This window comes from Pseudomonas sp. RIT357 (assembly GCF_000632245.1).
GTDB lineage: Bacteria > Pseudomonadota > Gammaproteobacteria > Pseudomonadales > Pseudomonadaceae > Aquipseudomonas > Aquipseudomonas sivasensis.
In genome coordinates this window covers 26,197-51,010 of record NZ_JFYX01000017.1, presented here as the reverse complement: position 1 = coordinate 51,010, position 24,814 = coordinate 26,197, and the positions used below count along the sequence as shown (strand labels likewise).

The 24,814-nt window shown below is 57.0% G+C and carries 29 protein-coding genes, 1 tRNA gene and 2 pseudogenes; 19 read left to right on the top strand and 13 right to left on the bottom strand.

Annotated elements, in window-relative coordinates:
* Positions 1-4: 4 nt before the first annotated feature.
* Both BW43_RS14060 and BW43_RS14065 read right to left on the bottom strand, forming a co-directional pair.
* Positions 5-256 carry a DUF1654 domain-containing protein gene (locus tag BW43_RS14060; protein WP_032886991.1) on the bottom strand — a complete coding sequence of 84 codons (252 nt, stop codon included), beginning with the start codon at positions 254-256 and terminating at the stop codon, positions 5-7.
* 255 nt (positions 257-511) lie between these two features.
* The gene (locus BW43_RS14065; protein ID WP_032886990.1) at positions 512-1,600 is read right to left on the bottom strand and encodes an asparaginase; all 1,089 of its coding nucleotides are present in this window, start codon (positions 1,598-1,600) and stop codon (positions 512-514) included.
* A gap of 553 nt (positions 1,601-2,153) precedes the next feature.
* Here BW43_RS14065 and BW43_RS14070 point away from each other — a divergent pair.
* From BW43_RS14070 to BW43_RS14100, 7 genes are read left to right on the top strand one after another with little or no spacing between them, the layout of a single operon-like run.
* A complete protein-coding gene (locus BW43_RS14070) occupies positions 2,154-3,113 on the top strand; it encodes a sugar ABC transporter substrate-binding protein (protein WP_032886989.1) in 960 nt (319 codons plus the stop codon).
* A gap of 57 nt (positions 3,114-3,170) precedes the next feature.
* Complete coding sequence (locus tag BW43_RS14075) at positions 3,171-4,724, top strand: sugar ABC transporter ATP-binding protein (RefSeq protein WP_032886987.1); 1,554 nt, start codon at positions 3,171-3,173, stop codon at positions 4,722-4,724.
* Positions 4,721-5,698 carry an ABC transporter permease gene (locus tag BW43_RS14080; RefSeq protein WP_032886985.1) on the top strand — a complete coding sequence of 326 codons (978 nt, stop codon included), beginning with the start codon at positions 4,721-4,723 and terminating at the stop codon, positions 5,696-5,698. The genes BW43_RS14075 and BW43_RS14080 overlap by 4 nt, the downstream gene beginning before the upstream one ends.
* Positions 5,699-5,701: 3 nt before the next feature.
* On the top strand, positions 5,702-6,724 hold the full coding sequence (locus BW43_RS14085; protein ID WP_032886984.1) for a LacI family DNA-binding transcriptional regulator: 1,023 nt from the start codon (positions 5,702-5,704) through the stop codon (positions 6,722-6,724).
* A 23-nt stretch (positions 6,725-6,747) separates the two neighbouring features.
* Positions 6,748-7,665 (top strand): ribokinase, encoded by a 918-nt coding sequence (gene rbsK, locus BW43_RS14090; protein WP_032886982.1) that lies wholly within the window; start codon positions 6,748-6,750, stop codon positions 7,663-7,665.
* On the top strand, positions 7,662-8,066 hold the full coding sequence (gene rbsD, locus BW43_RS14095) for a D-ribose pyranase (RefSeq protein ID WP_032886981.1): 405 nt from the start codon (positions 7,662-7,664) through the stop codon (positions 8,064-8,066). The genes rbsK and rbsD overlap by 4 nt, the downstream gene beginning before the upstream one ends.
* A 26-nt stretch (positions 8,067-8,092) precedes the next feature.
* A complete protein-coding gene (locus tag BW43_RS14100) occupies positions 8,093-9,121 on the top strand; it encodes a nucleoside hydrolase (protein ID WP_032886980.1) in 1,029 nt (342 codons plus the stop codon).
* A 33-nt stretch (positions 9,122-9,154) separates the two neighbouring features.
* On the opposite strand, the gene BW43_RS14105 is transcribed toward BW43_RS14100, so the two are convergent.
* A complete protein-coding gene (locus tag BW43_RS14105) occupies positions 9,155-9,367 on the bottom strand; it encodes a hypothetical protein (RefSeq protein WP_032886978.1) in 213 nt (70 codons plus the stop codon).
* A 154-nt stretch (positions 9,368-9,521) separates the two neighbouring features.
* Between BW43_RS14105 and BW43_RS14110 the strand changes: the two genes are divergently transcribed.
* Both BW43_RS14110 and BW43_RS14115 read left to right on the top strand, forming a co-directional pair.
* On the top strand, positions 9,522-9,827 hold the full coding sequence (locus tag BW43_RS14110) for a hypothetical protein (RefSeq protein ID WP_032886977.1): 306 nt from the start codon (positions 9,522-9,524) through the stop codon (positions 9,825-9,827).
* 143 nt (positions 9,828-9,970) lie between these two features.
* On the top strand, positions 9,971-10,291 hold the full coding sequence (locus tag BW43_RS14115) for an I78 family peptidase inhibitor (protein ID WP_032886976.1): 321 nt from the start codon (positions 9,971-9,973) through the stop codon (positions 10,289-10,291).
* A 68-nt stretch (positions 10,292-10,359) separates the two neighbouring features.
* On the opposite strand, the gene BW43_RS14120 is transcribed toward BW43_RS14115, so the two are convergent.
* A complete protein-coding gene (locus BW43_RS14120) occupies positions 10,360-10,572 on the bottom strand; it encodes a cold-shock protein (protein WP_003234260.1) in 213 nt (70 codons plus the stop codon).
* Positions 10,573-10,861: 289 nt separating this feature from the next.
* Positions 10,862-11,176, bottom strand: a complete 315-nt coding sequence (locus BW43_RS14125) for a hypothetical protein (protein ID WP_081797709.1) — start codon at positions 11,174-11,176, stop codon at positions 10,862-10,864.
* Between the two features lie 365 nt (positions 11,177-11,541).
* Here BW43_RS14125 and thrS point away from each other — a divergent pair, with 365 nt between their 5' ends.
* The 9 genes from thrS (at position 11,542) to BW43_RS14170 (ending at position 18,997) form a co-directional block, all read left to right on the top strand.
* Positions 11,542-13,464 carry a threonine--tRNA ligase gene (thrS, locus tag BW43_RS14130; protein WP_032886975.1) on the top strand — a complete coding sequence of 641 codons (1,923 nt, stop codon included), beginning with the start codon at positions 11,542-11,544 and terminating at the stop codon, positions 13,462-13,464.
* On the top strand, positions 13,464-14,015 hold the full coding sequence (infC, locus tag BW43_RS14135; protein ID WP_015884933.1) for a translation initiation factor IF-3: 552 nt from the start codon (positions 13,464-13,466) through the stop codon (positions 14,013-14,015). The genes thrS and infC overlap by 1 nt, the downstream gene beginning before the upstream one ends.
* Before the next feature lie 60 nt (positions 14,016-14,075).
* Positions 14,076-14,270, top strand: coding sequence for a 50S ribosomal protein L35 (gene rpmI, locus BW43_RS14140; RefSeq protein WP_002553160.1), 195 nt, complete (start codon positions 14,076-14,078; stop codon positions 14,268-14,270).
* A 29-nt stretch (positions 14,271-14,299) separates the two neighbouring features.
* On the top strand, positions 14,300-14,656 hold the full coding sequence (gene rplT / locus BW43_RS14145) for a 50S ribosomal protein L20 (RefSeq protein ID WP_003192488.1): 357 nt from the start codon (positions 14,300-14,302) through the stop codon (positions 14,654-14,656).
* Between the two features lie 109 nt (positions 14,657-14,765).
* Positions 14,766-15,782: a phenylalanine--tRNA ligase subunit alpha gene (pheS, locus tag BW43_RS14150; protein ID WP_032886973.1), complete on the top strand. Its 1,017-nt coding sequence runs from the start codon at positions 14,766-14,768 to the stop codon at positions 15,780-15,782.
* Positions 15,783-15,808: 26 nt separating this feature from the next.
* Positions 15,809-18,187: a phenylalanine--tRNA ligase subunit beta gene (pheT, locus tag BW43_RS14155; protein ID WP_032886972.1), complete on the top strand. Its 2,379-nt coding sequence runs from the start codon at positions 15,809-15,811 to the stop codon at positions 18,185-18,187.
* Positions 18,188-18,190: 3 nt separating this feature from the next.
* Positions 18,191-18,493, top strand: coding sequence for an integration host factor subunit alpha (ihfA, locus tag BW43_RS14160; RefSeq protein ID WP_002553164.1), 303 nt, complete (start codon positions 18,191-18,193; stop codon positions 18,491-18,493).
* Positions 18,474-18,830, top strand: coding sequence for a MerR family transcriptional regulator (locus BW43_RS14165; RefSeq protein ID WP_003219935.1), 357 nt, complete (start codon positions 18,474-18,476; stop codon positions 18,828-18,830). Before ihfA ends, BW43_RS14165 begins: the two co-directional genes overlap by 20 nt.
* A 90-nt stretch (positions 18,831-18,920) precedes the next feature.
* Positions 18,921-18,997: transfer RNA gene (locus BW43_RS14170), tRNA-Pro, on the top strand.
* 78 nt (positions 18,998-19,075) lie between these two features.
* Here the strand turns inward: BW43_RS14170 and BW43_RS0127475 are convergent.
* The 3 genes and pseudogenes from BW43_RS0127475 to BW43_RS0127470 all read right to left on the bottom strand — a co-directional run.
* Positions 19,076-19,423, bottom strand: a pseudogene (locus tag BW43_RS0127475) (integrase); the annotation flags it as partial.
* Positions 19,398-19,574 (bottom strand): hypothetical protein, encoded by a 177-nt coding sequence (locus BW43_RS28950; protein WP_032886971.1) that lies wholly within the window; start codon positions 19,572-19,574, stop codon positions 19,398-19,400. The pseudogene BW43_RS0127475 and the gene BW43_RS28950, both read right to left, overlap by 26 nt.
* A 110-nt stretch (positions 19,575-19,684) precedes the next feature.
* Complete coding sequence (locus tag BW43_RS0127470; protein WP_256226361.1) at positions 19,685-20,008, bottom strand: hypothetical protein; 324 nt, start codon at positions 20,006-20,008, stop codon at positions 19,685-19,687.
* 218 nt (positions 20,009-20,226) lie between these two features.
* Here BW43_RS0127470 and BW43_RS14180 point away from each other — a divergent pair, with 218 nt between their 5' ends.
* The gene (locus BW43_RS14180; RefSeq protein ID WP_032886970.1) at positions 20,227-20,742 is read left to right on the top strand and encodes a hypothetical protein; all 516 of its coding nucleotides are present in this window, start codon (positions 20,227-20,229) and stop codon (positions 20,740-20,742) included.
* 110 nt (positions 20,743-20,852) lie between these two features.
* Here the strand turns inward: BW43_RS14180 and BW43_RS14185 are convergent, their stop codons facing one another.
* From BW43_RS14185 to BW43_RS14205, 5 genes and pseudogenes are all read right to left on the bottom strand, one after another.
* The gene (locus tag BW43_RS14185) at positions 20,853-21,767 is read right to left on the bottom strand and encodes a transporter substrate-binding domain-containing protein (protein ID WP_032886969.1); all 915 of its coding nucleotides are present in this window, start codon (positions 21,765-21,767) and stop codon (positions 20,853-20,855) included.
* Positions 21,768-21,827: 60 nt separating this feature from the next.
* Positions 21,828-22,112: pseudogene (locus BW43_RS14190) on the bottom strand (aldehyde dehydrogenase family protein); the annotation flags it as partial.
* A gap of 85 nt (positions 22,113-22,197) precedes the next feature.
* Positions 22,198-23,013 (bottom strand): CoA ester lyase, encoded by an 816-nt coding sequence (locus BW43_RS14195; RefSeq protein ID WP_032886966.1) that lies wholly within the window; start codon positions 23,011-23,013, stop codon positions 22,198-22,200.
* Positions 23,010-23,855: a MaoC family dehydratase N-terminal domain-containing protein gene (locus BW43_RS14200; RefSeq protein WP_032886965.1), complete on the bottom strand. Its 846-nt coding sequence runs from the start codon at positions 23,853-23,855 to the stop codon at positions 23,010-23,012. The genes BW43_RS14195 and BW43_RS14200 overlap by 4 nt, the downstream gene beginning before the upstream one ends.
* A 25-nt stretch (positions 23,856-23,880) precedes the next feature.
* On the bottom strand, positions 23,881-24,810 hold the full coding sequence (locus BW43_RS14205) for an electron transfer flavoprotein subunit alpha/FixB family protein (RefSeq protein WP_032886964.1): 930 nt from the start codon (positions 24,808-24,810) through the stop codon (positions 23,881-23,883).
* Positions 24,811-24,814 lie beyond the last annotated feature (4 nt).

Below are 24,814 nucleotides of genomic sequence, written 5' to 3'. Positions count from 1 at the left end.
TCAATCAATCTTCCTTCGGCACAACCCAGAAAATCTGCACGCCACCGTCATCCCGGTAGGCTAGGGTGACGTTGTCGTTCTCCGCAATCTCCTCCAACAAGCGCTGCCAATCGTCCTCTGGTTCCTCCGGCAAGCGGAAGATCAGGGCTGCCTTGGCTTTTTGGGCATTGGTGGAGTTGATGATTTTTTGCACGCGAATGGCCAGGCGTGTGTAGGCATCGGGCGGGGTAGGTGCTGCGGAAGACGACTTTGCCACGGAGCATTCCTTAATAGGCTGTACGTGCATACAGTATTTAAGTGTGGGCAATTTCGCAACTGCTTAAAATTCAAGAGATTCGTCTGGCGGCGAGTTGGGGGTTGGGTGTAGGGCGGGGGGAGAGGGATAGGTAGGTTGTTGTGGCGAGGGAAGTTGTTCCCGCTGGTCCGCGAAGCGGCCCCAAAAGAAGCTTTCGGGCGCTGCGTACATGAGCGGGAGCAAGCTCCCTCGCCACATACAGGGTTCAGTCAGGAATCAATATTCCCAGAAAATCCGTTGAAGCTCTTTGCTGTCTTGGGTCTTGGTCAGGGCAACCATTGCCAGAATCCGCGCTTTCTGCGGGTTCAGGTCGAGGGCAGCAACCCAGTCGTATTTGTCGTCAGGCTGTTCAGCGTTACGCAACACCATGCCGCCGGCATTCACGTGGGAGGAGCGAATGATCTGCACGCCTTGCTTGCGCAGTTCCACCAGGGCAGGCACCACTTTGGAAGATACCGAGCCATTGCCAGTACCCGCGTGGATGATTGCTTTGGCACCAGCCTGGGCCAGGGCTTTGTAGGCTGTGTCGCTTACGTTGCCGTAGCCGTAGGCGATTTCGACGTCCGGCAGGCTTTTGATGTTCTTGATGTCGAATTCCGAATCCATGGTGTGGCGCTTGGCAGGCAGGCGGAACCAGTAGGATTTGCCTTCAACCACCATGCCCATTGGGCCCCATGGGCTCTTGAAGGCTTCGGTCTTGATATTGATCATCTTGCTTACGTCGCGACCCGATTGGATCTCGTCGTTCATGGTCACCAGCACCCCTTTACCGCGCGCGTCCTTGCTGCCGGCTACAGCCACGGCGTTGTAGAGGTTGAGCATGCCGTCGGCCGACATGGCGGTGCCTGGGCGCATGGAACCAACTACCACGATTGGCTTGTCAGTTTTTTCCACCAGGTTCAGGAAGTAGGCGGTCTCTTCCAGGGTGTCGGTACCGTGGGTGATCACGATGCCATCCACGTCTTTGTTGTCAGCCAGCTCCGCGACGCGGCGACCCAGTTGCAGCAGGTTCTCGTTGTTGATGCTTTCGGATGCAATTTGCATCACTTGCTCGCCACGCACATTGGCAATCTGGCTAAGTTCAGGAACACCGGCGATCAATTGCTCGATACCGACTTTGGCCGCCTGGTAGGTAGCGCTGTTGGCCGCACTGGCGCCAGCGCCGGCAATGGTGCCACCGGTGGCGAGAATTACCACGTTGGCCAGTTTGGTCTTGGATTCAACTTCCTTTGCCTGAGCGGCAACAGGGAACAGCAGCAGAAGGGCTAACGCGCCCGGAACAAAGTTCTTCAGTGCAGATTTCATTGTTTTTCTCTCTGGTTTTTGATGAGTGCTGTAGCAGGTTCATCTAGAGCGCCCGGGCGGTTCTGAATGCCACGAGGTGCTGGGTAGGAGCAGGATTTGTACCAGGCTGATTAAGTTCTTGGATATAAATTAACTTGCTGATTTATAACAATAATTGTCGTTCTTATGGCAGGTCCCGCAATGCGTCTGTCCGGCTTTCCGAACACGCTGCATGATTGCGTTCGGTTGTCCGAAGATGATCATCGGGAAATACTGAGTCGCATGAAGAGGTCTGTCGTTTCAGAGAACGAAGCGTTGGGGGGAATGTTTAATAACGTCCTTTCGCCGGACGGGAGGACAGAGGCTAGAGGCCTTAGATGAAAGGCTGTGTTCTACCGTTGACAAATCTCGACAAGGTTCTCATAGTTTGATTAACGCAAACGTTTGCGAGATGTTTCACGCGGTGCTCCCTGAGTGCTCTGAAAGATCGAATCAGCCACCCGTGTGGGATGGCTGCCGAAGGACTCTTCGGTGCAAGCGTTGCTCACAATAATCATAAGATCGGAGTGAACCCATGAAGCTGCCATTCGCTGGACGTCTTCTTGCTGTCGCTGTGCTTGCTGCCGCATCCGCCGCTTTACCTCTGTCCTCTGCCTTTGCTGACGACGCCGCCGCCAAACCCAAGGTCGGCCTGGTGATGAAATCTCTCGCCAATGAATTCTTCGTCACCATGCAGGACGGTGCCAAGGCTTACCAGAAAGACCATGCCGCCGATTTCGACATGATCACCAACGGCATCAAGAACGAAACTGATACCAGCGCGCAGATCGATATCGTCAACCAAATGATCCTCGCCAAGGTTAACGCCATCGTCATCGCGCCTGCTGACTCCAAGGCACTGGTCACCGTACTGAAGAAAGCCTCCGACGCCGGTATCAAGGTCGTCAACATCGACAACCGCCTGGACCCCGGTGTACTGAAAAGCAAAAATCTCGATATTCCCTTCGTTGGCCCCGACAACCGCAAGGGCTCCAAGCTCGTGGGCGACTACCTGGCCAAGCAACTGGCAGCAGGTGACAAGGTCGGCATCATCGAAGGCGTACCGACTACCACCAACGCCCAGCAGCGCACCGCCGGCTACAAAGATGCGATGGACGCTGCCGGTATGAAGATCGTTTCCACTCAATCCGGCAACTGGGAAATCGACCAGGGCCAGAAAGTCGCCTCGGCCATGCTGAGCGAATACCCGGACCTCAAGGCCTTGTTGGCCGGTAACGATAATATGGCCCTGGGCGCTGTCTCCGCGGTGCGTGCGGCAGGCAAGGCGGGCAAGGTAATGGTCGTGGGTTACGACAATATCGAAGCGATCAAGCCGATGTTGCAGGACGGCCGCGTACTGGCTACCGCCGACCAGGCAGCTGCCCAGCAAGCGGTATTCGGTATCCAGAACGCCCTTAAGCTGGTCAAGGGTGAGAAAGTCGATGCCAAAGACGGCGTGATCGAAACCCCGGTCGAACTCGTCCTCAAGAAGTAATTCTGGCGGCACCCAACAGCGCCCGCTCGTCCTGAGCGGGCGCCTGGAGATTTTCCTATGTCATCTTCCGCCCCGAACGCTGTCCTCTCGGTCAGCGGTATCGGTAAGACCTATGCCCAACCGGTTCTGTCCGACATCACCCTCACGCTCAACCGTGGGGAAGTGCTGGCGCTGACCGGCGAGAATGGCGCAGGCAAAAGCACCCTGTCCAAGATCATCGGCGGGCTGGTCACGCCGACCACCGGGCACATGCAATTCAATGGTCAGGATTACTGTCCTGCCAGCCGTACCCAGGCTGAAGCGTTGGGTGTGCGCATGGTCATGCAGGAACTCAACCTGCTGCCGACGCTGACCGTGGCCGAAAACCTGTTCCTGGATAACCTGCCCAGCAACTGTGGCTGGATCAGCCGCAAGCAACTGCGCAAAGCCGCGATCGAGGCCATGGCCCAAGTCGGCCTGGACGCCATCGACCCTGACACGCTGGTCGGCAGCCTGGGCATCGGTCACCAGCAAATGGTTGAAATCGCTCGCAACCTGATTGGCGACTGTCATGTACTGATCCTCGACGAACCCACGGCCATGCTCACCGCGCGTGAAGTCGAGATGCTGTTTGAGCAAATCACCCGCCTGCAGGCTCGGGGCGTGGCGATTATTTACATTTCGCACCGGCTGGAAGAGTTGGCCCGTGTTGCCCAGCGCATTGCGGTATTGCGCGACGGCAAGCTGGTCTGCGTCGAACCGATGGCCAATTACAACAGTGAGCAATTGGTCACCTTGATGGTGGGGCGCGAGCTGGGTGAACACATCGACCTGGGGCCGCGCAGCATCGGCGGCCCGGCCCTGACTGTGAAAGGCCTGAGCCGCTCGGACAAAGTCCGTGACGTGTCCTTTGAAGTGCGTGCCGGCGAGATCTATGGCATTTCCGGCCTGATCGGCGCTGGCCGTACCGAATTGCTGCGTCTGATCTTTGGTGCCGATCTGGCCGACAGCGGCACCGTGGCCCTGGGCTCACCGGCCAAGGTGGTGAGCATTCGCTCTCCCGTGGATGCGGTGGGGCATGGTATCGCCCTGATCACTGAAGATCGCAAGGGTGAAGGCCTGCTGCTGACTCAGTCCATCAGTGCCAATATTGCCCTGGGCAACATGCCGGAAATCTCTGGCGGCGGCGTGGTAAATAGCCGCGATGAAACCGCGTTGGCCAAGCGCCAGATCGACGCCATGCGCATCCGCAGTTCCAGCCCGGCGCAACTGGTGTCGGAACTGTCTGGCGGCAATCAGCAGAAAGTGGTGATTGGCCGCTGGCTGGAGCGCGACTGCTCGGTGATGTTGTTCGACGAACCCACCCGCGGAATTGATGTGGGTGCCAAGTTCGACATTTATGCCTTGCTCGGCGAATTGACCCGCCAGGGCAAAGCGCTGGTGGTGGTATCGAGCGACCTGCGTGAGCTCATGCTGATCTGCGACCGCATCGGCGTACTGTCTGCCGGGCGTCTGATCGAGACCTTTGAGCGTGACAGCTGGACCCAGGACGAATTGCTCGCCGCCGCCTTTGCCGGCTATCAGAAACGTGATGCGCTGCTCAATGACGCAGTGCTTAGGGATACCCCATGAAAACCACAACTACCTCCGGTAAAGCGGGCGGCAACTTCTACGGACTGGGCACCTACCTGGGGCTAGCGGGCGCCTTGCTCGCGATGATTGCGCTGTTTTCGGTGCTCAGTGACCACTTCCTGTCCTATGACACCTTCAGCACCCTGGCCAACCAGATCCCGGACCTGATGGTGCTGGCGGTGGGCATGACGTTCATCCTGATCATCGGCGGTATCGACTTGTCGGTGGGCTCGGTGCTGGCCCTGGCGGCGTCGGCAGTCAGCGTGGCGATTCTTGGGTGGGGCTGGAGCGTGTTGCCGGCCGCTCTGCTCGGCATGGGCTGCGCCGCGTTGGCCGGCACCATCACCGGCTCGATCACCGTGGCCTGGCGGATCCCGTCGTTTATCGTGTCCCTCGGTGTGTTGGAAATGGCGCGGGGCGTTGCGTACCAAATGACCGGTTCGCGCACCGCCTACATCGGTGATTCGTTTGCCTGGCTGTCCAACCCGATTGCGTTTGGTATCTCGCCGTCGTTCATCATTGCCTTGCTGGTGATCATCGCTGCGCAGCTAGTATTGACCCGCACCGTGTTCGGTCGTTACCTGATCGGTATCGGCACCAACGAAGAGGCCGTGCGCCTGGCCGGTATCAATCCCAAGCCTTACAAGATTCTGGTGTTCAGTCTCATGGGCCTGCTGGCCGGTGTCGCGGCGTTATTCCAGATCTCGCGTTTGGAAGCAGCGGACCCGAACGCTGGCTCCGGTCTGGAGCTGCAAGTGATCGCCGCGGTGGTGATCGGCGGCACCAGCCTGATGGGCGGGCGCGGTTCGGTAATCAGTACCTTCTTTGGTGTGTTGATTATCTCGGTATTGGCCGCTGGCCTGGCACAGATCGGCGCCACGGAGCCCACGAAGCGCATCATCACCGGTGCTGTGATCGTGATTGCAGTGGTTCTCGATACGTACCGCAGCCAACGTGCTAGTCGGCGGGGCTGAACCATGGCAACGATCAAGGATGTGGCGGCGCTTGCAGGAATTTCCTACACCACCGTGTCCCATGTGGTGAACAAGACGCGCCCAGTGAGTGAGCCGGTACGGGTCAAGGTCGAAGCGGCCATCAAGCAGCTCGACTATGTGCCCAGCGCCGTCGCGCGCTCGCTCAAGGCCAAGACCACGGCCACCATCGGTTTGCTGGTACCCAACAGCCTCAACCCGTATTTCGCGGAGCTGGCACGAGGCATCGAGGATTACTGCGAGCGTAACGGCTACTGCGTGATCCTCTGCAACTCCGACGACAATGCTGAAAAACAGCGCAGCTATTTGCGGGTGTTGTTGGAAAAGCGCATCGACGGCTTGATCGTGACCTCGGTGGGTGGTGATGACAGCGGCCTCGCCGCTGGGTTGAGCGCGGTGCGCACGCCCATGGTGATTGTCGACCGGGCGCTGGACGGCATTGATGTCGATCTGGTGCGCATCGATCATGAAGAGGGCGCCTACCTGGCGACCCGGCATTTGCTTGAGCTGGGGCATCGGGACATCGCCTGTATCGGCGGCCCGGCCCACACCCGTGTCGCGCAAATGCGCCTGGCGGGATACCAGCGCGCGCTCCGCGAGGCCGGTGTGGACGTTGCGCCCAATCGCACCCGGGAAAGCGACTTCACCAGCACCGGCGGTTATGCTGCTGCCGTGCAATTGCTGGCGCAGAACCCGCCCAGCGCGATTTTTGCCAGTAACGACATGATCGGCTTCGGCGTATTGCGTGCTGCAGCTGAGCGTAATATCCGCGTGCCCGGCGAGCTGTCGGTGATCGGATTTGATGATATTCAAATGGGCCGCTATGTGTACCCGGCCCTGACCACGGTCGGCCAGTCGATCCTGCAACTGGGCGAGACGGCCGCCGAGCTTTTACTGCGACGAATTGCAACACCCCAACTGCCGATCGATCAACGCATCGTGACGCCGAGCATCGTATTGCGCGAGTCGACGGCGCCCGTCGCCGGTGTGTTCGCGCAATACCGCTGAACCGAATTGATGAGTACTGATGTATGCCAGCAAAAGTAGTGGTAGTAGGCAGCTTGAACATGGACCTGGTCACCCGCGCCAGCCGGCTGCCCCGTGCCGGTGAGACCCTGATTGGCCAAACTTTTTCCACGGTGCCGGGCGGCAAGGGTGCCAACCAGGCCGTTGCATCGGCGCGACTGGGTGCGAGTGTGGCGATGATTGGCTGTGTCGGCACCGATGCCTACGGCACTGTGTTGCGTGACGCATTGCTGGTGGAAGGTATCGATTGCCAGGCCGTCAGTACCGTGGACGGTTCCAGTGGCGTGGCGTTGATCGTGGTGGATGACAGCAGCCAGAATGCGATTGTGATTGTTGCCGGCAGCAACGGCGAGCTGACGTCCACGTCACTGCAGGCGTCTGATGCGGTGCTGCAAGCCGCCGATGTGATCATCTGCCAGCTGGAAGTGCCGATGGCTACCGTGGCCTATGCGCTCAAGCGCGGTCGTGAACTGGGCAAGACCGTGATCCTCAACCCTGCGCCGGCCAGTGCACCGTTGCCCGCCGAGTGGTATGCCTCGGTCGATTATCTGATTCCCAACGAAAGCGAGGCCACCGCATTGAGCGGTGTGACAGTCGACTCTCTGGACAGTGCCAAAGTGGCTGCCACGCAACTGATTAAAGCCGGTGCCGGCAAAGTCATCATCACTCTGGGCGCCCAAGGTGCATTGTTTGCGGATGGCAGTGGCTTTGAGCACTTGGTGGCGCCCAAGGTCAAGGCGTTGGATACCACGGCTGCCGGCGATACCTTTGTCGGTGGTTTTGCGGCGGCCCTTGCCAGCGGTAAAAGCGAAGCCGAGGCCATACGTTTTGGTCAGGTCGCTGCAGCATTGTCAGTCACACGTGCGGGTGCGCAACCTTCCATTCCTACGCTGCATGACGTTCAAGGTTTTGTACCTTTATGAAAAAGACCCCTCTGCTCAATATCGCTCTGTCGCGGCTGATAGCTTCCCTGGGCCATGGCGACATTCTGGTGATCGGCGATGCTGGTTTGCCGGTGCCGCCCGGCGTCGAGTTGATCGACCTGGCGCTTACAAAAGGTATTCCTGATTTCATCAGCACTTTGCGTATCGTGCTCAGTGAGATGCAGGTGGAAAGCCACGTGCTGGCGGAAGAAATCCTGCTCAAGCAGCCACCTGCGCTGGCGCAGTTGAACGTGCTGAGTGAACAGGCCGCCCTCGGCGAGCGACGTCTGCTCAGTCATGAAGCGTTCAAGCAACTGAGTCGCCAGGCGCGCGCGGTTGTGCGCACCGGCGAATGCCAGCCTTACTGCAATATCGCGCTGGTGTCCGGCGTAACGTTCTAGAGTTCCCCAACGACAAGGAGTGTTTTATGCAACGTGGTCTTCCAATCCTGAGAAATCTGTTTCGGAGTGTCCTGCTTTTGTCCGCGCTCACTGCTGCAAGCGCCCACGCGGCGGAAAAAATCGACCTCATCATCGACACTGACCCAGGTGCCGACGATGTAGTGGCCTTGCTCTTCGCCATGGCTTCCCCGGACGAATTGAACATCCGTGCGCTGACCACCGTCGCCGGTAACGTGCGCTTGGACAAGACCTCGCGTAACGCGCGCCTGGCCCGCGAGTGGGCGGGGCGTGAGGACATTCCGGTCTACGCCGGTGCACCAGCGCCGATGCTGCGCAAACCGATCTATGCCGAAAACATCCATGGCAAGGAGGGCATTTCCGGCGTCACCGTGCATGAGCCTAAAAAGGGCCTGGCCGAAGGCAATGCCGTTGATTACCTGATCAAGACCCTTCGTGCTGCCAAGCCTCACAGCATCACTATCGCCATGCTGGGTCCGCAGACCAACCTGGCGCTGGCACTGACTCAGGATCCGGAAATCACCCAGGGCATCAAAGAAGTGGTAGTGATGGGCGGCGCGCACTTCAATGGAGGCAATATCACGCCGGTTGCCGAGTTCAACCTGTTCGCCGATCCGATTGCTGCAGAGATCGTGCTCAAGAGTGGCGTCAAGCTGACTTACCTGCCGCTGGATGTGACCCACAAGGTACTGACCAGTGAGGCGCGTCTGAAAAAGATTGCCGACCTCAAGAACAACGCCAGCAAGGTCGTCGGCGATATTCTCAACGAATACGTCAAAGGCGATATGGAGCACTATGGCATCCCGGGCGGCCCGGTACATGACGCCACCGTTGTTGCGTACCTGCTCAAGCCTTCGCTGTTCAGTGGTCGCGAGGTCAATGTGGTGGTGGACAGCCGTGAAGGCCCGACATTCGGGCAGACCATCGTCGATTGGTACGACGGTCTGAAACAACCAAAGAATGCGTTCTGGGTTGAGAACGGCGACGCTCAGGGCTTCTTCGATCTGCTGACTGAGCGCCTTGCGCGGCTGAAGTAAACCGATTGCCGGTCGACGTTCGTCGGCCGGTTCTTATTCGCGCTCGGGGTTGTGTGCTCCCATGTGATCGGCCGGGTATTTCTCGAATACCTGGCCAATGAAGGCTTGTGCCGCCTGAGTGCCGAGTTCCTTGACCAGCAGGTCTATACCGATGATTGCCAGTTCCTCTGGGCTTCCGGGGCTGTAGGAGCTTTGTCCTTGGGGCCACTTGGCTTTGATGTCGGCTTGGAGCGTTACGGTGGTCATGGAGGTCTCACGAGCTGAAATACTGGGTAATGCGCTGGGGCGCGGCTTTACCGGGCGCAGTTAAGCATTTTGCGCGGCGTTTGGCACTGCTACTTAGGCATGAAGCAAGTGCTGTGCGACACTGTGCTCCTGTTTAATTGCCGGGGAATACCGCGTGCAGATCGATTTGAATGACCCCGAGAATCTCACCCTGGCCGCCGTGCGCCAATTGATCGCCAGTGCCAGTGATGACGAACATACTCAACTGCGTGTGACCAAGGCCGGTATCGCCTACCTATCATCTGGGGTAGTCGGGGGCACTGACATAGATGGCCTGTTGTTTCGTCTTGAGACCTGGGCAAAGGGCTCCGGTTACGTCGGAAATGTCGCTGCCAGCGACGAGGTCTGGGTCACACAGGTTTTCAACGCGCTGAAGCAAAACTGGCCCAAGCCACCTTTTGACTACATCGACATCTACTGATTATGTTCATATCTGGTCACGATTGATCGGGCGAATGCCTGCTGATAGTCAGGCAGACTTGCCCGACTGCGATTTACGTCTTGAAACCAATCTGCAAGACGGTTGTCGCACGATCTCTGTTCATTTTTTCAATAGGAGGCTTCATGCCTTGGAAGCTCGCATCATTCGGTACTTTGTTGGCAGCACTCGCGTTGGCGGGTTGCAGCACCCCGGGTACCTCTGAGCCAGCCAAAGACGCCGCAGTGACCGATGCAGGTCATAGCCGCTGTGAGTCAAAGGCTGCCGAGTTCACAATCGGCCAGAAAGCTTCGCCTCAGTTGCTGGAGCAAGCCCGGGCCCGTGCCGGTGCGCAGAATGCTCGCATCCTCAAGCCCAACGATATGATCACTTTGGAATACCGCTCCGACCGCTTGAACCTAAACGCTGACGACAACTTGGTGATCACTCGCGTCAATTGCGGCTGATCACTGCTTTTGCAGCGCCCATAAAAAACCCCGCCACATGGACGGGGTTTTTTTAGCTCAGCGGAGAATTACTCGCCGCGAACCTGTGCAGCTTGCATACCCTTTTGGCCTTTCTCAGCCACGAAGGAAACGGTTTGGCCTTCTTTCAGGCTTTTGAAACCGTCGCTTTCGATAGCTTTGAAGTGTACGAACAGGTCGTCACCGCCACCTTGAGGAGTGATGAAGCCGAAGCCTTTTTCATCGTTGAACCATTTAACGGTGCCGGTTTGGCGATTAGACATGGTGTATCTCCAAGAAACATATATTTTCAGTAGTGCTGTGCTGCTCAGGCCAACTGGGCACACCGGGCTATCATAGTCGAAATGTTCGGCTTGGGAGCCCCCCCAAGGCATTGTTTGCCAATCAATAGCGTTGCATTTAGTGCTTAGGTCGGCTGAAAGCCCCGGTCTACGGGGCTTTGGCGCGAAATATCAGCTGTTAAAAAAAGCCGTAAAAGCTGCGTAATTTGTGAGAAATGGCAGTTTTCGGGCGATTTTTCCAGCAGAGCGGCCGTCTGATCTGGCGCCGATCTTACTTTTTCTTCACGACTTTGCAGGATGAAATTGCAGCCACCGCTTTGTTTTTAAGTGGTGCGCTGGCGTTCGGATTGGTCATCAATTCCTTGATTTCGGAACTGCTCAATTCGGCGTTGATCTTGTCGGCGCCACATTCGCAGTGGGCTTTGGCCGTTTTGACGTCAACGTTCTGGCTGGCGGCCGCGCTGCAGTCGTTGATGAAACTGTCACGGGCACCGGCTGGCCAGTTGGAGGGCGCAGCAGCCTGCGCGCCGATGGAAAGGAGGCTCAGGGTAGCGGCGAGAGCGAGGGTAGAAGTAAAACGCATCATGGGATGCTCCTTTGGGTCGAGGACAAACAGCGATTCTCAGTGGGTTTGAGGTAGTGCGTACAGCTCAAGTTCCGTTTTGCAGCTATAAAGGCTGGAATTAGTAGTTACCTGGCCTGGCGCCGGCGCGATGACCGTTCATCTGTGCTAGCATCGCTCCCCTGGCTATTCCCGGGCGCGCCATTTGCCGCCTCGCCATGTTCTTTTTGTTCACTCCAGTCACTCTGGTTCGATTATCGGTTGGCCGAAAGGCTCCTGCCGCTGTAAGGCAGGCGTTCATCACTGAACGGCCTGGTATTGGATCTTGTACTGGCTCATCCCAACCCACGTGACCTTTGGTAGGGGTCACCACTAGGAGAGGAGGCGCCATGCCAACTATTACTCTTCCCGATGGCAGTCAACGTTCATTCGATCATGCTGTATCCGTATCCGAGGTCGCCGCATCCATTGGTGCCGGTCTGGCAAAGGCGACTGTGGCCGGCAAGGTCGACGGCAAACTGGTTGATGCCAGTGACCTGATCACCTCTGACGCCAGTCTGCAAATCATCACGCCCAAGGATCAAGAGGGGCTGGAGATCATTCGCCACTCTTGCGCGCACTTGATTGGTCATGCGGTCAAGCAGTTGTACCCAACCGCGAAGATGGTAATCGGTCCGGTTATCGAAGAAGGCTTCTATTACGACATCGCCTACGAGCGTCCTTTCACTCCGGACGACATGGCTGCCATTGAGCAGCGCATGCACGCGCTGATCGAGAAAGATTACGACGTCATCAAGAAAGTCACCCCGCGCGCCGAAGTGATCGAAGTGTTCACTGCCCGTGGTGAGGACTACAAGCTGCGTTTGGTGGAAGACATGCCGGACGAGCAGGCCATGGGCCTGTACTACCACGAAGAATACGTCGACATGTGCCGTGGTCCGCACGTGCCGAACACACGCTTCCTCAAGTCATTCAAGCTGACCAAGCTGTCCGGCGCCTACTGGCGCGGCGACGCTAAGAATGAGCAGTTGCAACGTATCTACGGCACTGCCTGGGCTGACAAGAAGCAGCTGGCCGCCTATGTCCAGCGCATCGAAGAAGCTGAAAAGCGCGATCACCGTAAGATCGGCAAGCGCCTGAATCTGTTCCACCTCCAGGAAGAAGCGCCGGGTATGGTGTTCTGGCATCCGAACGGCTGGACCCTGTATCAGGTGCTTGAGCAGTACATGCGTAAGGTGCAGCGTGATAACGGTTACCTGGAGATCAAGACCCCGCAGGTCGTTGATCGCAGCCTGTGGGAGAAATCCGGGCACTGGGCCAACTACGCCGACAATATGTTCACCACCCAGTCGGAAAACCGCGACTACGCCATTAAGCCAATGAACTGCCCATGCCATGTGCAGGTGTTCAACCAGGGCTTGAAGAGCTACCGCGAGTTGCCGATGCGCCTGGCCGAGTTCGGTGCTTGCCACCGTAACGAGCCGTCGGGTGCGCTGCACGGCATCATGCGCGTGCGCGGTTTCACTCAAGACGACGCCCACATCTTCTGCACAGAAGAGCAGATGCAGGCTGAATCCGCTGCGTTTATCAAGCTGACCATGGACGTTTATCGCGATTTCGGTTTCACCGACGTCGAGATGAAGCTGTCCACTCGTCCGGAAAAGCGTGTCGGTTCCGACGAACTGTGGGATCGCGCCGAAGCGGCACTGGCCGCAGCGCTTGATAGTGCGGGGCTTGCGTACGACCTGCAGCCGGGCGAGGGCGCGTTTTACGGTCCGAAGATCGAGTTCTCGCTGAAAGATTGCCTTGGCCGCGTCTGGCAGTGTGGTACTCTGCAGCTCGATTTTAACCTGCCGATCCGTCTGGGAGCCGAATACGTCTCCGAAGACAACAGTCGTAAGCACCCGGTTATGCTGCACAGGGCGATCCTCGGCTCGTTCGAACGGTTCGTCGGGATCCTGATCGAGCACTACGAGGGTGCATTCCCCGCGTGGCTGGCTCCGACCCAGGCAGTGATCATGAATATCACTGATAAACAGGCAGAATTTGCCGCTGAAGTTGAAAAAACTCTCAACGAAAGCGGATTTCGTGCCAAGTCCGACTTGAGAAATGAAAAGATCGGCTTTAAAATCCGCGAGCATACTTTGCTCAAGGTCCCCTATCTTTTGGTTATTGGAGATCGGGAAGTCGAGATGCAGACTGTCGCTGTGCGTACTCGTGAAGGTGCTGACCTGGGCTCTATGCCCGTCGCCCAGTTCGCTGAGTTCCTCGCGCAAGCGGTTTCCCGGCGTGGTCGCCCAGATTCGGAGTAATTATTATTAAGCGTGAAATGAGACAAGATAAACGAGCTGCACCGAAAGCCCCGATCAACGAGAATATCTCGGCACGCGAGGTTCGGTTAATTGGCGCTGACGGCGAGCAGATTGGCATCGTCTCGATTGATGAAGCGCTTCGTATTGCAGAAGAGTCCAAGCTGGACTTGGTGGAAATCTCCGCCGATGCAATCCCACCTGTTTGTCGGGTGATGGACTACGGCAAGTCGATCTTCGAAAAGAAGAAGCAGGTTGCCGCGGCGAAGAAGAACCAAAAGCAGATTCAAGTAAAAGAAATCAAGTTTCGTCCAGGGACGGAGGAAGGGGATTACCAGGTAAAACTGCGCAACCTGGTACGTTTCCTGAGTGATGGGGACAGGGCCAAGGTATCCTTGCGATTCCGCGGCCGTGAGATGGCCCACCAGGAGCTGGGGATGGAACTCCTCAAGCGGGTTGAAGCTGACTTGCTTGAGTACGGTTCGGTCGAACAGCATCCTAAGATGGAAGGACGCCAACTGATCATGGTCATCGCCCCGAAAAAGAAGAAGTAATCAACAGGGCACGGCAGGCCTTCTGATTATGTTTATCAACTGAATGCGGAGTATCCGAACATGCCAAAGATGAAGACTAAAAGTGGTGCTGCTAAGCGGTTTCTGAAAACTGCTAACGGTATCAAGCATAAGCACGCTTTCAAGAGCCACATCCTGACCAAAATGTCGACCAAGCGTAAGCGTCAACTGCGCGGTAGCAGCTTGCTGCATCCGTCTGACGTGGCAAAAGTCGAGCGCATGCTGCGCCTTCGTTAATTTTGGATCAAGAATAGAGGAAGTAACTCATGGCTCGTGTAAAGCGTGGCGTCATGGCCCGTAAGCGTCACAAAAAAATTCTGAAACTTGCTAAAGGCTACTACGGCGCGCGTTCACGCGTATTCCGTGTTGCCAAACAAGCGGTAATCAAGGCAGGCCAATACGCCTACCGTGACCGTCGTCAGAAAAAACGTCAGTTCCGCGCTCTGTGGATCGCTCGTATCAACGCCGGTGCGCGTGTTAACGGTCTGTCCTACAGCCGTTTCATCGCTGGCCTGAAAAAAGCGTCCATCGAAATCGACCGTAAGGTTCTGGCTGAACTGGCCGTGAACGAAAAAGCGGTGTTTGCTGCGATTGTCGAGAAAGCTAAAGCCTCCTTGGCTTAAGTACCCCCGACAGTCACCTTGGGCTGCTCCTGTAGCCCAAGGTGGTAAACGTCATAAATAGGGGAAGAGCCTTCAAGCTCTTCCCCTATTTTGTATCTGGAGTCTGTACATGGAAAACCTGGACGCGCTCGTCGCTCAAGCTCTTGAGGCTGTGCAAAGCGCTGAAGATATCAATGCCCTGGAGCAAATCCGGGTTCACTACCTTGGCAAAAAGGGTGAATTGACTCAGGTGATGAAGACCCTGGGGAATTTGCCAGCCGAAGAGCGCCCGCAAGTCGGCGCGCTGATTAACGTTGCCAAGGAGCGCGTCACAGAGGTTCTCAATGCGCGCAAGGCGTCGATGGAGGAGGCCGATCTCGCGGCCAAACTCGCCGCCGAGTCTATTGATGTAACTTTGCCTGGCCGTGGCCAAGCCTCGGGCGGTCTACATCCGATCACCCGGACTCTGGAACGTATCGAGCAGTTCTTCACCCATATAGGCTATGGCATTGCCGAAGGCCCTGAGGTCGAAGACGACTATCACAACTTTGAGGCGCTCAACATCCCAGGCCATCACCCGGCCAGGTCGATGCACGACACCTTCTATTTCAACGCGAACATGCTGTTGCGCACCCATACCTCACCGGTACAGGTCCGCACCATGGAAGCGAACAAACCGCCGATCCGCATCGTCTGCCCAGGTCGCGTTTATCGTAGCGACTCCGATATCACCCACTCGCCGATGTTCCATCAGGTCGAAGGCCTGCTGGTTGATCGCGATATCAACTTCGCCGACCTCAAAGGCACCATCGAAGAGTTCCTGCGAGTGTTCTTCGAGAAAGAGCTGGCGGTACGTTTCCGTCCATCGTTCTTCCCGTTCACCGAGCCTTCCGCTGAAGTCGACATGGAATGCGTGATGTGCAGCGGTAAAGGCTGCCGAGTCTGCAAACAGACTGGTTGGCTGGAAGTGATGGGCTGCGGCATGGTTCACCCCAACGTGCTGCGCATGTCCGGGATCGATCCGGAAGAGTTCTCGGGCTTTGCCTTCGGCATGGGCGTTGAGCGTCTGGCCATGCTGCGTTACGGCGTGAACGACTTGCGTCTGTTCTTCGACAACGACTTGCGGTTCCTCGCGCAATTTCGCTAGTCGTAACGAATCTTTAGGAGAGCAGGATGAAATTCAGTGAACAATGGCTGCGCGGCTGGGTAAGCCCGCAGGTAGATCGCGACGCGCTGGTTGCTCGTCTGTCGATGGCCGGTCTTGAGGTCGATAGCGTAACGCCGGCCGCCGGTGTTTTCAGTGGCGTGGTTGTGGGCGAGGTGCTTAGCACCGAGCAGCACCCGGATGCCGACAAACTGCGTGTGTGCCAGGTCAGCAACGGCGCGGAAACTTTCCAGGTGGTGTGCGGAGCGCCCAACGTGCGCCCGGGTCTGAAGATTCCATTTGCCATGATCGGTGCCGAACTGCCAGGCGATTTCAAGATCAAGAAGGCTAAGCTGCGCGGCGTTGAGTCCAACGGTATGCTGTGCTCCCAGGCGGAGCTGCAGGTAGGCGAAGGTAACGACGGCTTGATGGAGCTGCCGGCGGATGCGCCTGTTGGCCAGGACATTCGTGTCTACCTGGAACTGGAAGACGCCAGCATCGAGGTCGACCTGACCCCAAACCGTGGCGACTGCCTGTCCCTGGCTGGGCTGGCCCGTGAAGTGGGCGCGCTGTACAACGCCCCGGTTACCCGTCCAGTAGTTGCCGCCGTGCCTGCGGTACACGATGAAGTGCGTCCGATTGAGGTGCTAGCGCCAGCTGCCTGCCCACGTTACCTGGGCCGCGTAATTCGCAACGTCGACCTGTCCAAGCCAACTCCACTGTGGATGGTTGAGCGCCTGCGCCGCGCCGACGTGCGCAGCATCGACGCTGCCGTCGACATCACCAACTACGTGATGCTGGAACTGGGCCAACCGCTGCACGCATTCGATCTCTCCGAAATCAACGGTGGCATCCGCGTACGCATGGCTGAAGAAGGCGAGAAGCTGGTTCTGCTCGACGGCCAGGAAGTCAGCCTGCGCGCCGACACCCTGGTGATCGCTGACCATTCCCGCGCTCTTGCGATCGCCGGCGTAATGGGTGGCGAGCACAGCGGTGTTTCCGCGACCACTCGCGACATCTTCCTTGAAAGCGCATTCTTTGACCAAATCGCCATCGCTGGCAAGGCCCGTTCCTATGGCTTGCACACCGATGCGTCGCACCGTTACGAGCGTGGCGTAGACTGGAAGCTGGCCCGTGAAGCCATGGAGCGCGCCACTGGCCTGCTGCTGGATATTACCGGTGGCGAAGCCGGTCCGATCACCGAGACTGTCAGCCAACAGTACCTGCCATCTGTGGCACCGATCACCCTGCGCGCTAAAAGCGTTGAGCAAATGCTCGGCCTGGTCATCGCACCGGCTGAAATCGAGCAACTGTTGTCGGCCCTCGGGTTGAATATTTCTGCAGGTGGGGAAGGGCAGTGGCATGTTGAAGTGCCAAGCCATCGCTTCGATATCAGCCTGGAAGTCGATCTAATCGAAGAGTTGGCTCGTCTGTACGGTTACAACCGCCTGCCGGTTCGTTATCCGCAAGCGCGCCTGGCACCGCAACCCAAGGCCGAGGCACGTGCGCACTTGCCAGAGTTGCGTCGTCTGCTGGTTGCCCGTGGTTACCAGGAAGCGGTGACCTACAGCTTCATCGATCCGAGACAGTTCGAACTGTTCAACCCTGGTGTCCAGCCCCTGTTGCTGGCCAACCCGATCTCCAACGACATGGCCGCGATGCGCTCGTCTCTATGGCCTGGTCTGGTGAAGGCCCTTTCCCACAACTTGAACCGCCAGCAAGACCGCGTGCGCATGTTTGAAAGTGGTCTGCGTTTCGTTGGTCAGTTGGACGGTTTGAAGCAAGAGCCGATGCTGGCCGGTGTTGTCTGCGGCAGTCGCTTGCCGGAGGGCTGGGCGCAGGGCCGCGATGCTGTGGACTTCTTCGACGTCAAGGCTGACGTGGAAGCCGTCCTTGGCTTTGCTGGTGCATTGGATGCGTTCACCTTCGTTCCTGGCAGCCACCCGGCGCTGCATCCAGGGCAGACTGCACGTATTGAACGTGAAGGTCGCTTGGTAGGCTTCGTCGGTGCTATCCACCCAGAATTGTCGAAAACCCTCGGTCTCGACCGTCCAGTATTCGTTTTCGAGTTGGTCCTGGCTGAAGTCGCCTCGGGCAAGATGCCTAAATTCAGCGAGCTGTCGCGCTTCCCAGAAGTGCGCCGCGACCTGGCACTGATCGCTGACCGTGAAGTTGCCGCCACTGCCGTTTTGGATGTTATCCGTGAAAATGCAGGGGAATGGCTGACAGACCTCAGGCTATTTGACGTCTATCAAGGTAAAGGCATTGATCCGCATAGAAAAAGCCTTGCAGTTGGCTTGACCTGGCAGCATCCATCGCGCACTCTTAATGACGATGAGGTGAATACCACGACACAAAATATCCTCACCTCGCTCGAACAAAGGTTGAACGCCACGTTAAGGAAGTGACGTATGGGGGCTTTGACGAAAGCTGAGATGGCGGAACGTCTGTACGAAGAGTTGGGTCTGAACAAGCGCGAGGCCAAGGAATTGGTCGAGCTGTTTTTTGAAGAAATCAGACACGCTCTGGAAGACAACGAACAGGTCAAATTGTCCGGTTTCGGCAACTTTGACCTGCGTGACAAACGCCAGCGGCCTGGCCGCAATCCAAAAACGGGAGAAGAAATCCCGATCACGGCTCGCCGTGTGGTCACCTTTCGTCCAGGGCAGAAGTTGAAGGCCCGAGTTGAGGCTTATGCTGGAACCAAGTCATAACGACGAGCTACCCGTCATCCCAGGCAAACGCTACTTCACCATTGGTGAAGTCAGCGAGCTCTGTGCGGTAAAACCGCATGTGTTGCGCTACTGGGAGCAGGAGTTTCCTCAACTTAACCCCGTCAAACGCACTGGGAACCGTCGGTATTATCAGCGCCAGGATGTGCTGATGATCCGACAGATCCGCGCGTTGCTGTACGACCAGGGGTTCACCATCAGCGGCGCTCGCCAGCGCATGTCCGGTGATGAGGCCAAAGACGATACCACCCAATACAAGCAAATGATTCGCCAGATGATCTCCGAACTAGAAGATGTTCTGGTGGTTTTGAAGAAGTAATACAGGCTTTTAAAATACTTCCACATTTCAAAAGCTTGCGGTATATTCCTGATCGCTTCGTTCAGAAGCGAACCCAGTAAAACGCCTAGTCGGGGCGTAGCGCAGTCCGGTAGCGCACTAGCATGGGGTGCTAGGGGTCGAGTGTTCGAATCACTCCGTCCCGACCATTATTCCTGAGTAATATCAGACACTTGAGCCGATCAGATAGATCGGCTTTTTTGTGCCTGCGCAAAACTGGCGCAAAACTACCCAGTGATTTCGCTGATATTCAGGTCCGGAATCGCCTCTGACCAGATGATTTCCTCATGGTCCCGGTCCCGCTGGTAGTTTTTGATCATGCCCTCGCTCGCATGGCCAGCGATCTTTTGCCCATCCTTTCCGGCTTTCTTGTACAGGTGCAGCGACAGCGCTCGCACTTCGTGAAAGCCCGGCATTTCCTCTTCCTTCCATCCCGCATAGCAGTTCGCAGCCTGTCTGGCCTCCTTGAATGCTCGGGTCAAATACCGCTCCTCAACCTTCGTCCAGTGGTCCTTTGTCTGTGCTTGCTTCTGTTTCAGCCGATCTGGTTTACGGTGCACCAAGTAGGGCGAGGCGTGCGCAGTAGTGGTCGAATTCTTTGAGGGTTAGCGACTGATCAACGAGGAATTGAGTGATCATCCGCTGAACAATTACCGCCTCTTCCGGAGTGCTTGCAGCGTGCTTGAGGATTTCGAGCGCGTCGTCGATAAGGATGTGAGCGCTCATAGGTTGCCATCCACGTCGTCTTCGAGCTCTTCCCGTTCTGCTGCAACCGCGTCAAAGGCGTAGGGCCTGAGCAAATCCATGGCGATTCGTTCCGCGGCTTCGATGGGACGCTATTCGCCCATCAGTTCCGCAGCGTGCCCGCGTGAATCCGCCTGACTGCCAAGGATCGAGGAAAGGAACAGTCGAGTGAACGAATCACGCTCGTCCAGGCCGTCGATCTGGCGCTGATTCAGGATGCCCTGCAGGTAAGTGCAATACCGATCAAACGTCACCACCTGCGGTTGGCCGTGGCGACGCTTCCACTTGATGTCCATGCCGCACACCAACTGTTCCGCAGAATGTTCAAGCCACTCCTGTTCCGGATTCGCGTCGCTGACCTCTGGAGGCAACTTAGCGTCGAAATGCTCCTGGCAAATCTTCAATGCTGCGTTCATGGTCGCCTCCAAGGTGGCGGGTTGTTCACCTGTATTCGTCAACACTCATGCCTCCCGCTGGTTGCCGATGGGCGCGGGGGAGGAGTGCTGACGTAATAGAGGTGGGGAAGGGGCCGGAATATCGCTTCTTGAGGGGGCTCGTCTTATTTCAAATAAGTGGCAACGTATCTGAGGCTGTGCCAGCATCCGGCAATAAACGTTGGCAAGGAAGCTGAACAATGCTCGATGCTCTGGAAGGCACGCCACTGTGGGTTTACGGCGCATTTCTCTTGGTCTGCTACTACGGTTTGAGTGCCAGGAAAACCAGTCGTGAAAGTCAGCGGTCGCTGATCATCACACCGGTTGTTTTGGTGGTCTGGTCACTCCTTTCTCTCAGCTACGCGGACCGCGTTGAGTTGACCGTGGGCAGTTGGGTCACGGGAATGCTTTTAGGTGGCTTAGTCGCATTTGCACTATTTCCTCGACGCGGACTGACTTTGGACGAGGAGGGCAAGCACCTGATCGTTCCTGGGACATGGAAAGTTCTTGGTATCTCGCTTCTCTTTTTTGCCGTGAAATACTTCATCGGTTATCAAGCTGCCGTACATCCAGAATTCTCGGCCACTTTGGGAATGCTCGCCCTTGCTGGTGCCGCATCAGGGTTTACGGTCGGCTTGTTCTGCGGACGCACGGGTGTCTTCTACTTGGCGTGGCATGCACTTCGAGATGTCCATGAAAGCAAACGCACTATCTGAGCTCGGTCGTTGATAGCTCGATGCGCTCTCATAGAGACGATCGGGCAGCAGCCTTGCAGTCGGCTGCCGTCATTCGATGACCGTCTTCGCACTCAACGACGCGACGGCCGTTAAAGAGCCTTTTCCGGCGCCGGTTGGTCGTTGGGTTGGGCGATGATTGTTTTGAGCTCTGCGCTCATGGGGAATTTGAGATTCAAGCCTTTGGGAGGGATGGGCTGAGTAAACCATTTATCGTAGATGGCGTTGATTTCACCCGAGACAAAAAGTGACTTGATCGAGTCATCCACGACTTTTTTGAGATCCGGATCACCCCGACGCATTGTGCAACCATAGATTTCGTTGGATTGCGGGGTGCCAGTCACCACCCAATCTTCCGGTTTCTTCGCCTTGGCCATCTCGCCCGCCAGCAATGCGTCGTCCTGCATAAACGCAATGGCGCGGCCGGACTCGAGCATTTGGTAAGACTCGCCAATGTCTTTGGCAGAGATTACGTTCATGTTCATCTTTTTCTCGGCATTCATGACCTTGAGCATCCGCTCGGCAGTGCTGCCAGCAGTAGTCACTACGTTCTTGCCGTTGAGATCTTGAAAGTCCTTGTAAACCGAATCCTTCCTGACCAACAGGCGGGTGCTGGCTTCAAAAATGCCGACCGAGAAATCGACCTGCCGAGCTCTCTCGGCGGTATTGGTTGTGGAGCCGCACTCCAGGTCCACAGTGCCGTTTTGCACCAGTGGGATACGCGTCTGTGATGTCACCAGGTTGTACCGTACGTTCAGCTTGGGCATACCGAGTTCTTGCTTGATAGCCTCGACAATCTTTAATTGAATGTCATGGGAGTAGCCCACCGGCTGACCGGATCCGTCGGCAATATAAGAGAACGGAATGGACGAGTCTCGGTGACCCAGGGTGATGGTCCCCGAGGTCTTGATTTTCTTAAGCGTGCCGGTGGGTTCGGCAGCCATGAGGGCAGTACTACTTAAGGTCACAGTCAGGGTAACGCCCAGGATTGCAGGGAAGGCACGCATCAAAAGCTCCTCATTAGGGTGAAGCGAGAGGTCTCGCGGGGCTTGGCGACTCGCTTGTTGTTAGTGACGGTCCAGCCAGACGGTCTGTGCATTACAGAGCTCGCGCACACCGAAATGCGACAGTTCACGGCCAAAACCGCTTTTCTTTACGCCGCCGAAAGTGACGCGTGGATCGGTTGCGCAATAGCCATTGATGAATACGCCTCCGGTTTTCAGTTCGCCGGCCAGCTTCTGGGCAAGTTCGACATTGCTCGTGTAGATGGTCGAGGCGAGCCCGAATTCACTGTCATTGGCCAGTTCCAGAGCATGTGCGGCGTCCCGCGCAGTGATGATCGATGCCACGGGTCTAAGGCCGGAAACGTTAGTCATGACACCGTCCTGTAGGATGGGAATGGATGCATAGCTTTTAAGCAACAGCGCCGGTTTTGAATCAGATCGCGCGAGCCAAAATGGATTGTGCGCGACCAATGACCGGCGCATCGACCATTTGCCCATCCAGCACGAAAACGCCTTCACCTGAACGAGCGGCTTCGATAATGCGTTGCGCCCAGTGCAATTCTTCCTGGCTTGGTTTCAGCGCCTGATGAATGATCGCGACTTGGGTTGGATGGATACACAACGCGCCACCAAAGCCCATGTCGCGTGCAAAACGAACAGCACGTAGCAGCCCTGCGGTGTCCTGGATCGACGGAAATACCCCATCCAACGCTGGAGCGAGCGCGGCAACCCGGGTTGCAAGCAAAACGGCGTAGCGCGCATGGCTAAGGATTTCTTCAGCGGCAGGGCTGCCAGTAGACAGGTTCAGGTCCAGACCCAGATCCAGACTACCGAACGACAACCGCTCAACGCCTTGAGTGCCGGCAATTTCGTTGAGTGCTGACAAGCCCTTCGCGCTCTCGATGATTGGCCAAATCGGTTTTTCGGTACCGGCAGCTGTGGTGACCTGTTTCGCGCTTTCTGCTTTGGGCAGCAGAATTCCGATAACGCCGGCGTGGCGTCGGCAAAGATCCAGATCCGCAACATGCGCCCAGTGATCCGGGGCATTCACTCGGACCAGAATCCGTGCATCCGGGGCTTCGCTCAGGAACGCGTCGAGATTATCCCTCGCCTGCTCCTTGAGGTTTTCTTGCACGGCATCTTCCAAGTCAACGATGACTCGATCGGCTCCGGTGGCAATAGCTTTTGAGATGCGCTCTGGTCGAGTGGCCGGCACAAACAGGGCGGAGCGAACAATTGATTCGCTCATGGCGTTGCTCCATTGCTGAACTCGATCTCTCCAATCTGTGCTGTGCCGTCCTGATTGCCGGCCCAGACCTGTGCCTTGCCGTTTTCGATTAGACGTCCGCCCACCTCGAAAGGCTTAGGCGAAATCAGAGGTCGTACTCCGCGGAATGCGAAACGCTCCAGGCGCGCAGTTGGATGCGCTTTGGTAAAGGCACGCAAACTCAACGTGGCGATCAATGGACCATGTACCACCAGCCCCGGATAACCTTCGTTCTCTGTCACATACGGCCAGTCATAGTGAATACGATGACCATTGAAGGTCACTGCGGAATAGCGAAACAGCAGGGTTGGAGTGGGCTCTATCCGTTCCTGCCATTGGCCTTCAGGTAGCTTTTCGGTACCGTTAAGTTTGGGCGGGGAAGGTTCACGGTACACAATGTCCTGATCGTCTTGAAGCGCGCGTTTGCCGTCCTGGAAAAACTCATGGCGTACTGTGACGAACAATAAGGAACCCGTGCGACCGTGCTTCTCCTCGACGTTGAGGATGGTCGATACACAGGTCACTTCAGCATCCACTTTTAATGGCTGGAAAAACTCAATTCGGCTTCCCGCCCACATGCGATTGCGGTTATGGGCCGGCGGCAAAAATCCCCCAAGCGCTGGATGGCCGTCCGGCCCCAGTTCGCTGGCACCCACCGGCTCCTGAAAAAATGCCCAGTGCCACAGGGGCGGCAGCGGCTCACCAGGTTGTGGTGCCGACTCGCCCAATGTCGCGGCGATGCGTCTGACCAGAGTGAAACTGATCCGGTCCTGGCTTTCCTGACGTCGTCCAATCCAGGCGGAAAAATCGGAACTGATGCTCATATTCTTTGCTCCAATTGGTCAGTGATCAGGCCAGGGTGGCCATTTCTGGAATCGCTTCAAAAAGATCCGCCACCAAGCCGTAATCGGCCACCTGGAAGATCGGCGCTTCCTCGTCCTTGTTGATCGCAACGATCACTTTGGAGTCTTTCATGCCGGCCAGGTGCTGGATCGCGCCGGAGATACCGACGGCGATGTACAGCTGTGGAGCAACGATCTTGCCGGTCTGACCGACCTGCATGTCGTTCGGAACAAAACCGGCGTCGACCGCGGCGCGCGAAGCACCCACGGCAGCGCCCAGCTTGTCGGCCAGGGCGTACAGGTGTTTGAAATTGTCGCCGTTCTGCATGCCGCGGCCGCCGGAAACGACGATCTTGGCAGCGGTCAGTTCCGGACGATCGGACTTGGCCAGTTCTTCGCCAACAAAGCTGGAGATGCCAGCGTCGTGGGCAGCGGAGACGGCTTCAACGGCAGCCGAACCACCTTCAGCAGCAACCGGGTCGAAACCGGTGGCACGCACAGTTATCACCTTGATCGCAGCGGTCGATTGCACGGTAGCGATGGCGTTACCGGCGTAGATCGGACGCTTGAAAGTGTCTGTGCTTTCGACCGAGATGATCTCGGAAATCTGGTCAACGTCCAGCTGGGCGGCAACGCGCGGCAGGATGTTTTTGCCGTTGGAAGTGGCGGCAGCCAGGATGTGGCTGTAACCAGCGCCCAGCTCGGCTACCAGCGAAGCAACGTTTTCCGGCAGCTGATGCGCGTAAGCGGCATTGTCAGCGTTCAGGACTTTGCTCACGCCAGCGATTTTCGCAGCGGCTTCAGCCACTGCGCTAGCGCCCTGGCCTGCAACCAGAACGTGGACGTCACCGCCGATTTTTGCAGCAGCAGCCACGGTGTTCAGCGTGGCCGGAGCCAGCACTTTATTGTCGTGTTCAGCAATAACCAAGATAGTCATTTCA

Excerpts from the sequence above, each read along its gene's own strand:
- BW43_RS28950 (WP_032886971.1), bottom strand. The coding sequence starts at position 19,574 with ATGAGCGCTCACATCCTTATCGACGACGCGCTCGAAATCCTCAAGCAC.
- rbsD (WP_032886981.1), top strand. The coding sequence starts at position 7,662 with ATGAAAAAGACCCCTCTGCTCAATATCGCTCTGTCGCGGCTGATAGCT.
- rbsK (WP_032886982.1), top strand. The coding sequence starts at position 6,748 with ATGCCAGCAAAAGTAGTGGTAGTAGGCAGCTTGAACATGGACCTGGTC.
- rpmI (WP_002553160.1), top strand. The coding sequence starts at position 14,076 with ATGCCAAAGATGAAGACTAAAAGTGGTGCTGCTAAGCGGTTTCTGAAA.
- BW43_RS14165 (WP_003219935.1), top strand. The coding sequence starts at position 18,474 with ATGCTGGAACCAAGTCATAACGACGAGCTACCCGTCATCCCAGGCAAA.
- BW43_RS14085 (WP_032886984.1), top strand. The coding sequence starts at position 5,702 with ATGGCAACGATCAAGGATGTGGCGGCGCTTGCAGGAATTTCCTACACC.
- BW43_RS14125 (WP_081797709.1), bottom strand. The coding sequence starts at position 11,176 with ATGATGCGTTTTACTTCTACCCTCGCTCTCGCCGCTACCCTGAGCCTC.
- BW43_RS14115 (WP_032886976.1), top strand. The coding sequence starts at position 9,971 with ATGCCTTGGAAGCTCGCATCATTCGGTACTTTGTTGGCAGCACTCGCG.
- BW43_RS14205 (WP_032886964.1), bottom strand. The coding sequence starts at position 24,810 with ATGACTATCTTGGTTATTGCTGAACACGACAATAAAGTGCTGGCTCCG.
- BW43_RS14070 (WP_032886989.1), top strand. The coding sequence starts at position 2,154 with ATGAAGCTGCCATTCGCTGGACGTCTTCTTGCTGTCGCTGTGCTTGCT.
- thrS (WP_032886975.1), top strand. The coding sequence starts at position 11,542 with ATGCCAACTATTACTCTTCCCGATGGCAGTCAACGTTCATTCGATCAT.
- BW43_RS14120 (WP_003234260.1), bottom strand. The coding sequence starts at position 10,572 with ATGTCTAATCGCCAAACCGGCACCGTTAAATGGTTCAACGATGAAAAA.
- pheS (WP_032886973.1), top strand. The coding sequence starts at position 14,766 with ATGGAAAACCTGGACGCGCTCGTCGCTCAAGCTCTTGAGGCTGTGCAA.
- BW43_RS14105 (WP_032886978.1), bottom strand. The coding sequence starts at position 9,367 with ATGACCACCGTAACGCTCCAAGCCGACATCAAAGCCAAGTGGCCCCAA.
- BW43_RS0127470 (WP_256226361.1), bottom strand. The coding sequence starts at position 20,008 with ATGAACGCAGCATTGAAGATTTGCCAGGAGCATTTCGACGCTAAGTTG.
- rplT (WP_003192488.1), top strand. The coding sequence starts at position 14,300 with ATGGCTCGTGTAAAGCGTGGCGTCATGGCCCGTAAGCGTCACAAAAAA.
- BW43_RS14200 (WP_032886965.1), bottom strand. The coding sequence starts at position 23,855 with ATGAGCATCAGTTCCGATTTTTCCGCCTGGATTGGACGACGTCAGGAA.
- BW43_RS14065 (WP_032886990.1), bottom strand. The coding sequence starts at position 1,600 with ATGAAATCTGCACTGAAGAACTTTGTTCCGGGCGCGTTAGCCCTTCTG.
- BW43_RS14180 (WP_032886970.1), top strand. The coding sequence starts at position 20,227 with ATGCTCGATGCTCTGGAAGGCACGCCACTGTGGGTTTACGGCGCATTT.
- BW43_RS14195 (WP_032886966.1), bottom strand. The coding sequence starts at position 23,013 with ATGAGCGAATCAATTGTTCGCTCCGCCCTGTTTGTGCCGGCCACTCGA.
- BW43_RS14185 (WP_032886969.1), bottom strand. The coding sequence starts at position 21,767 with ATGCGTGCCTTCCCTGCAATCCTGGGCGTTACCCTGACTGTGACCTTA.
- BW43_RS14080 (WP_032886985.1), top strand. The coding sequence starts at position 4,721 with ATGAAAACCACAACTACCTCCGGTAAAGCGGGCGGCAACTTCTACGGA.
- BW43_RS14075 (WP_032886987.1), top strand. The coding sequence starts at position 3,171 with ATGTCATCTTCCGCCCCGAACGCTGTCCTCTCGGTCAGCGGTATCGGT.
- pheT (WP_032886972.1), top strand. The coding sequence starts at position 15,809 with ATGAAATTCAGTGAACAATGGCTGCGCGGCTGGGTAAGCCCGCAGGTA.
- ihfA (WP_002553164.1), top strand. The coding sequence starts at position 18,191 with ATGGGGGCTTTGACGAAAGCTGAGATGGCGGAACGTCTGTACGAAGAG.
- BW43_RS14100 (WP_032886980.1), top strand. The coding sequence starts at position 8,093 with ATGCAACGTGGTCTTCCAATCCTGAGAAATCTGTTTCGGAGTGTCCTG.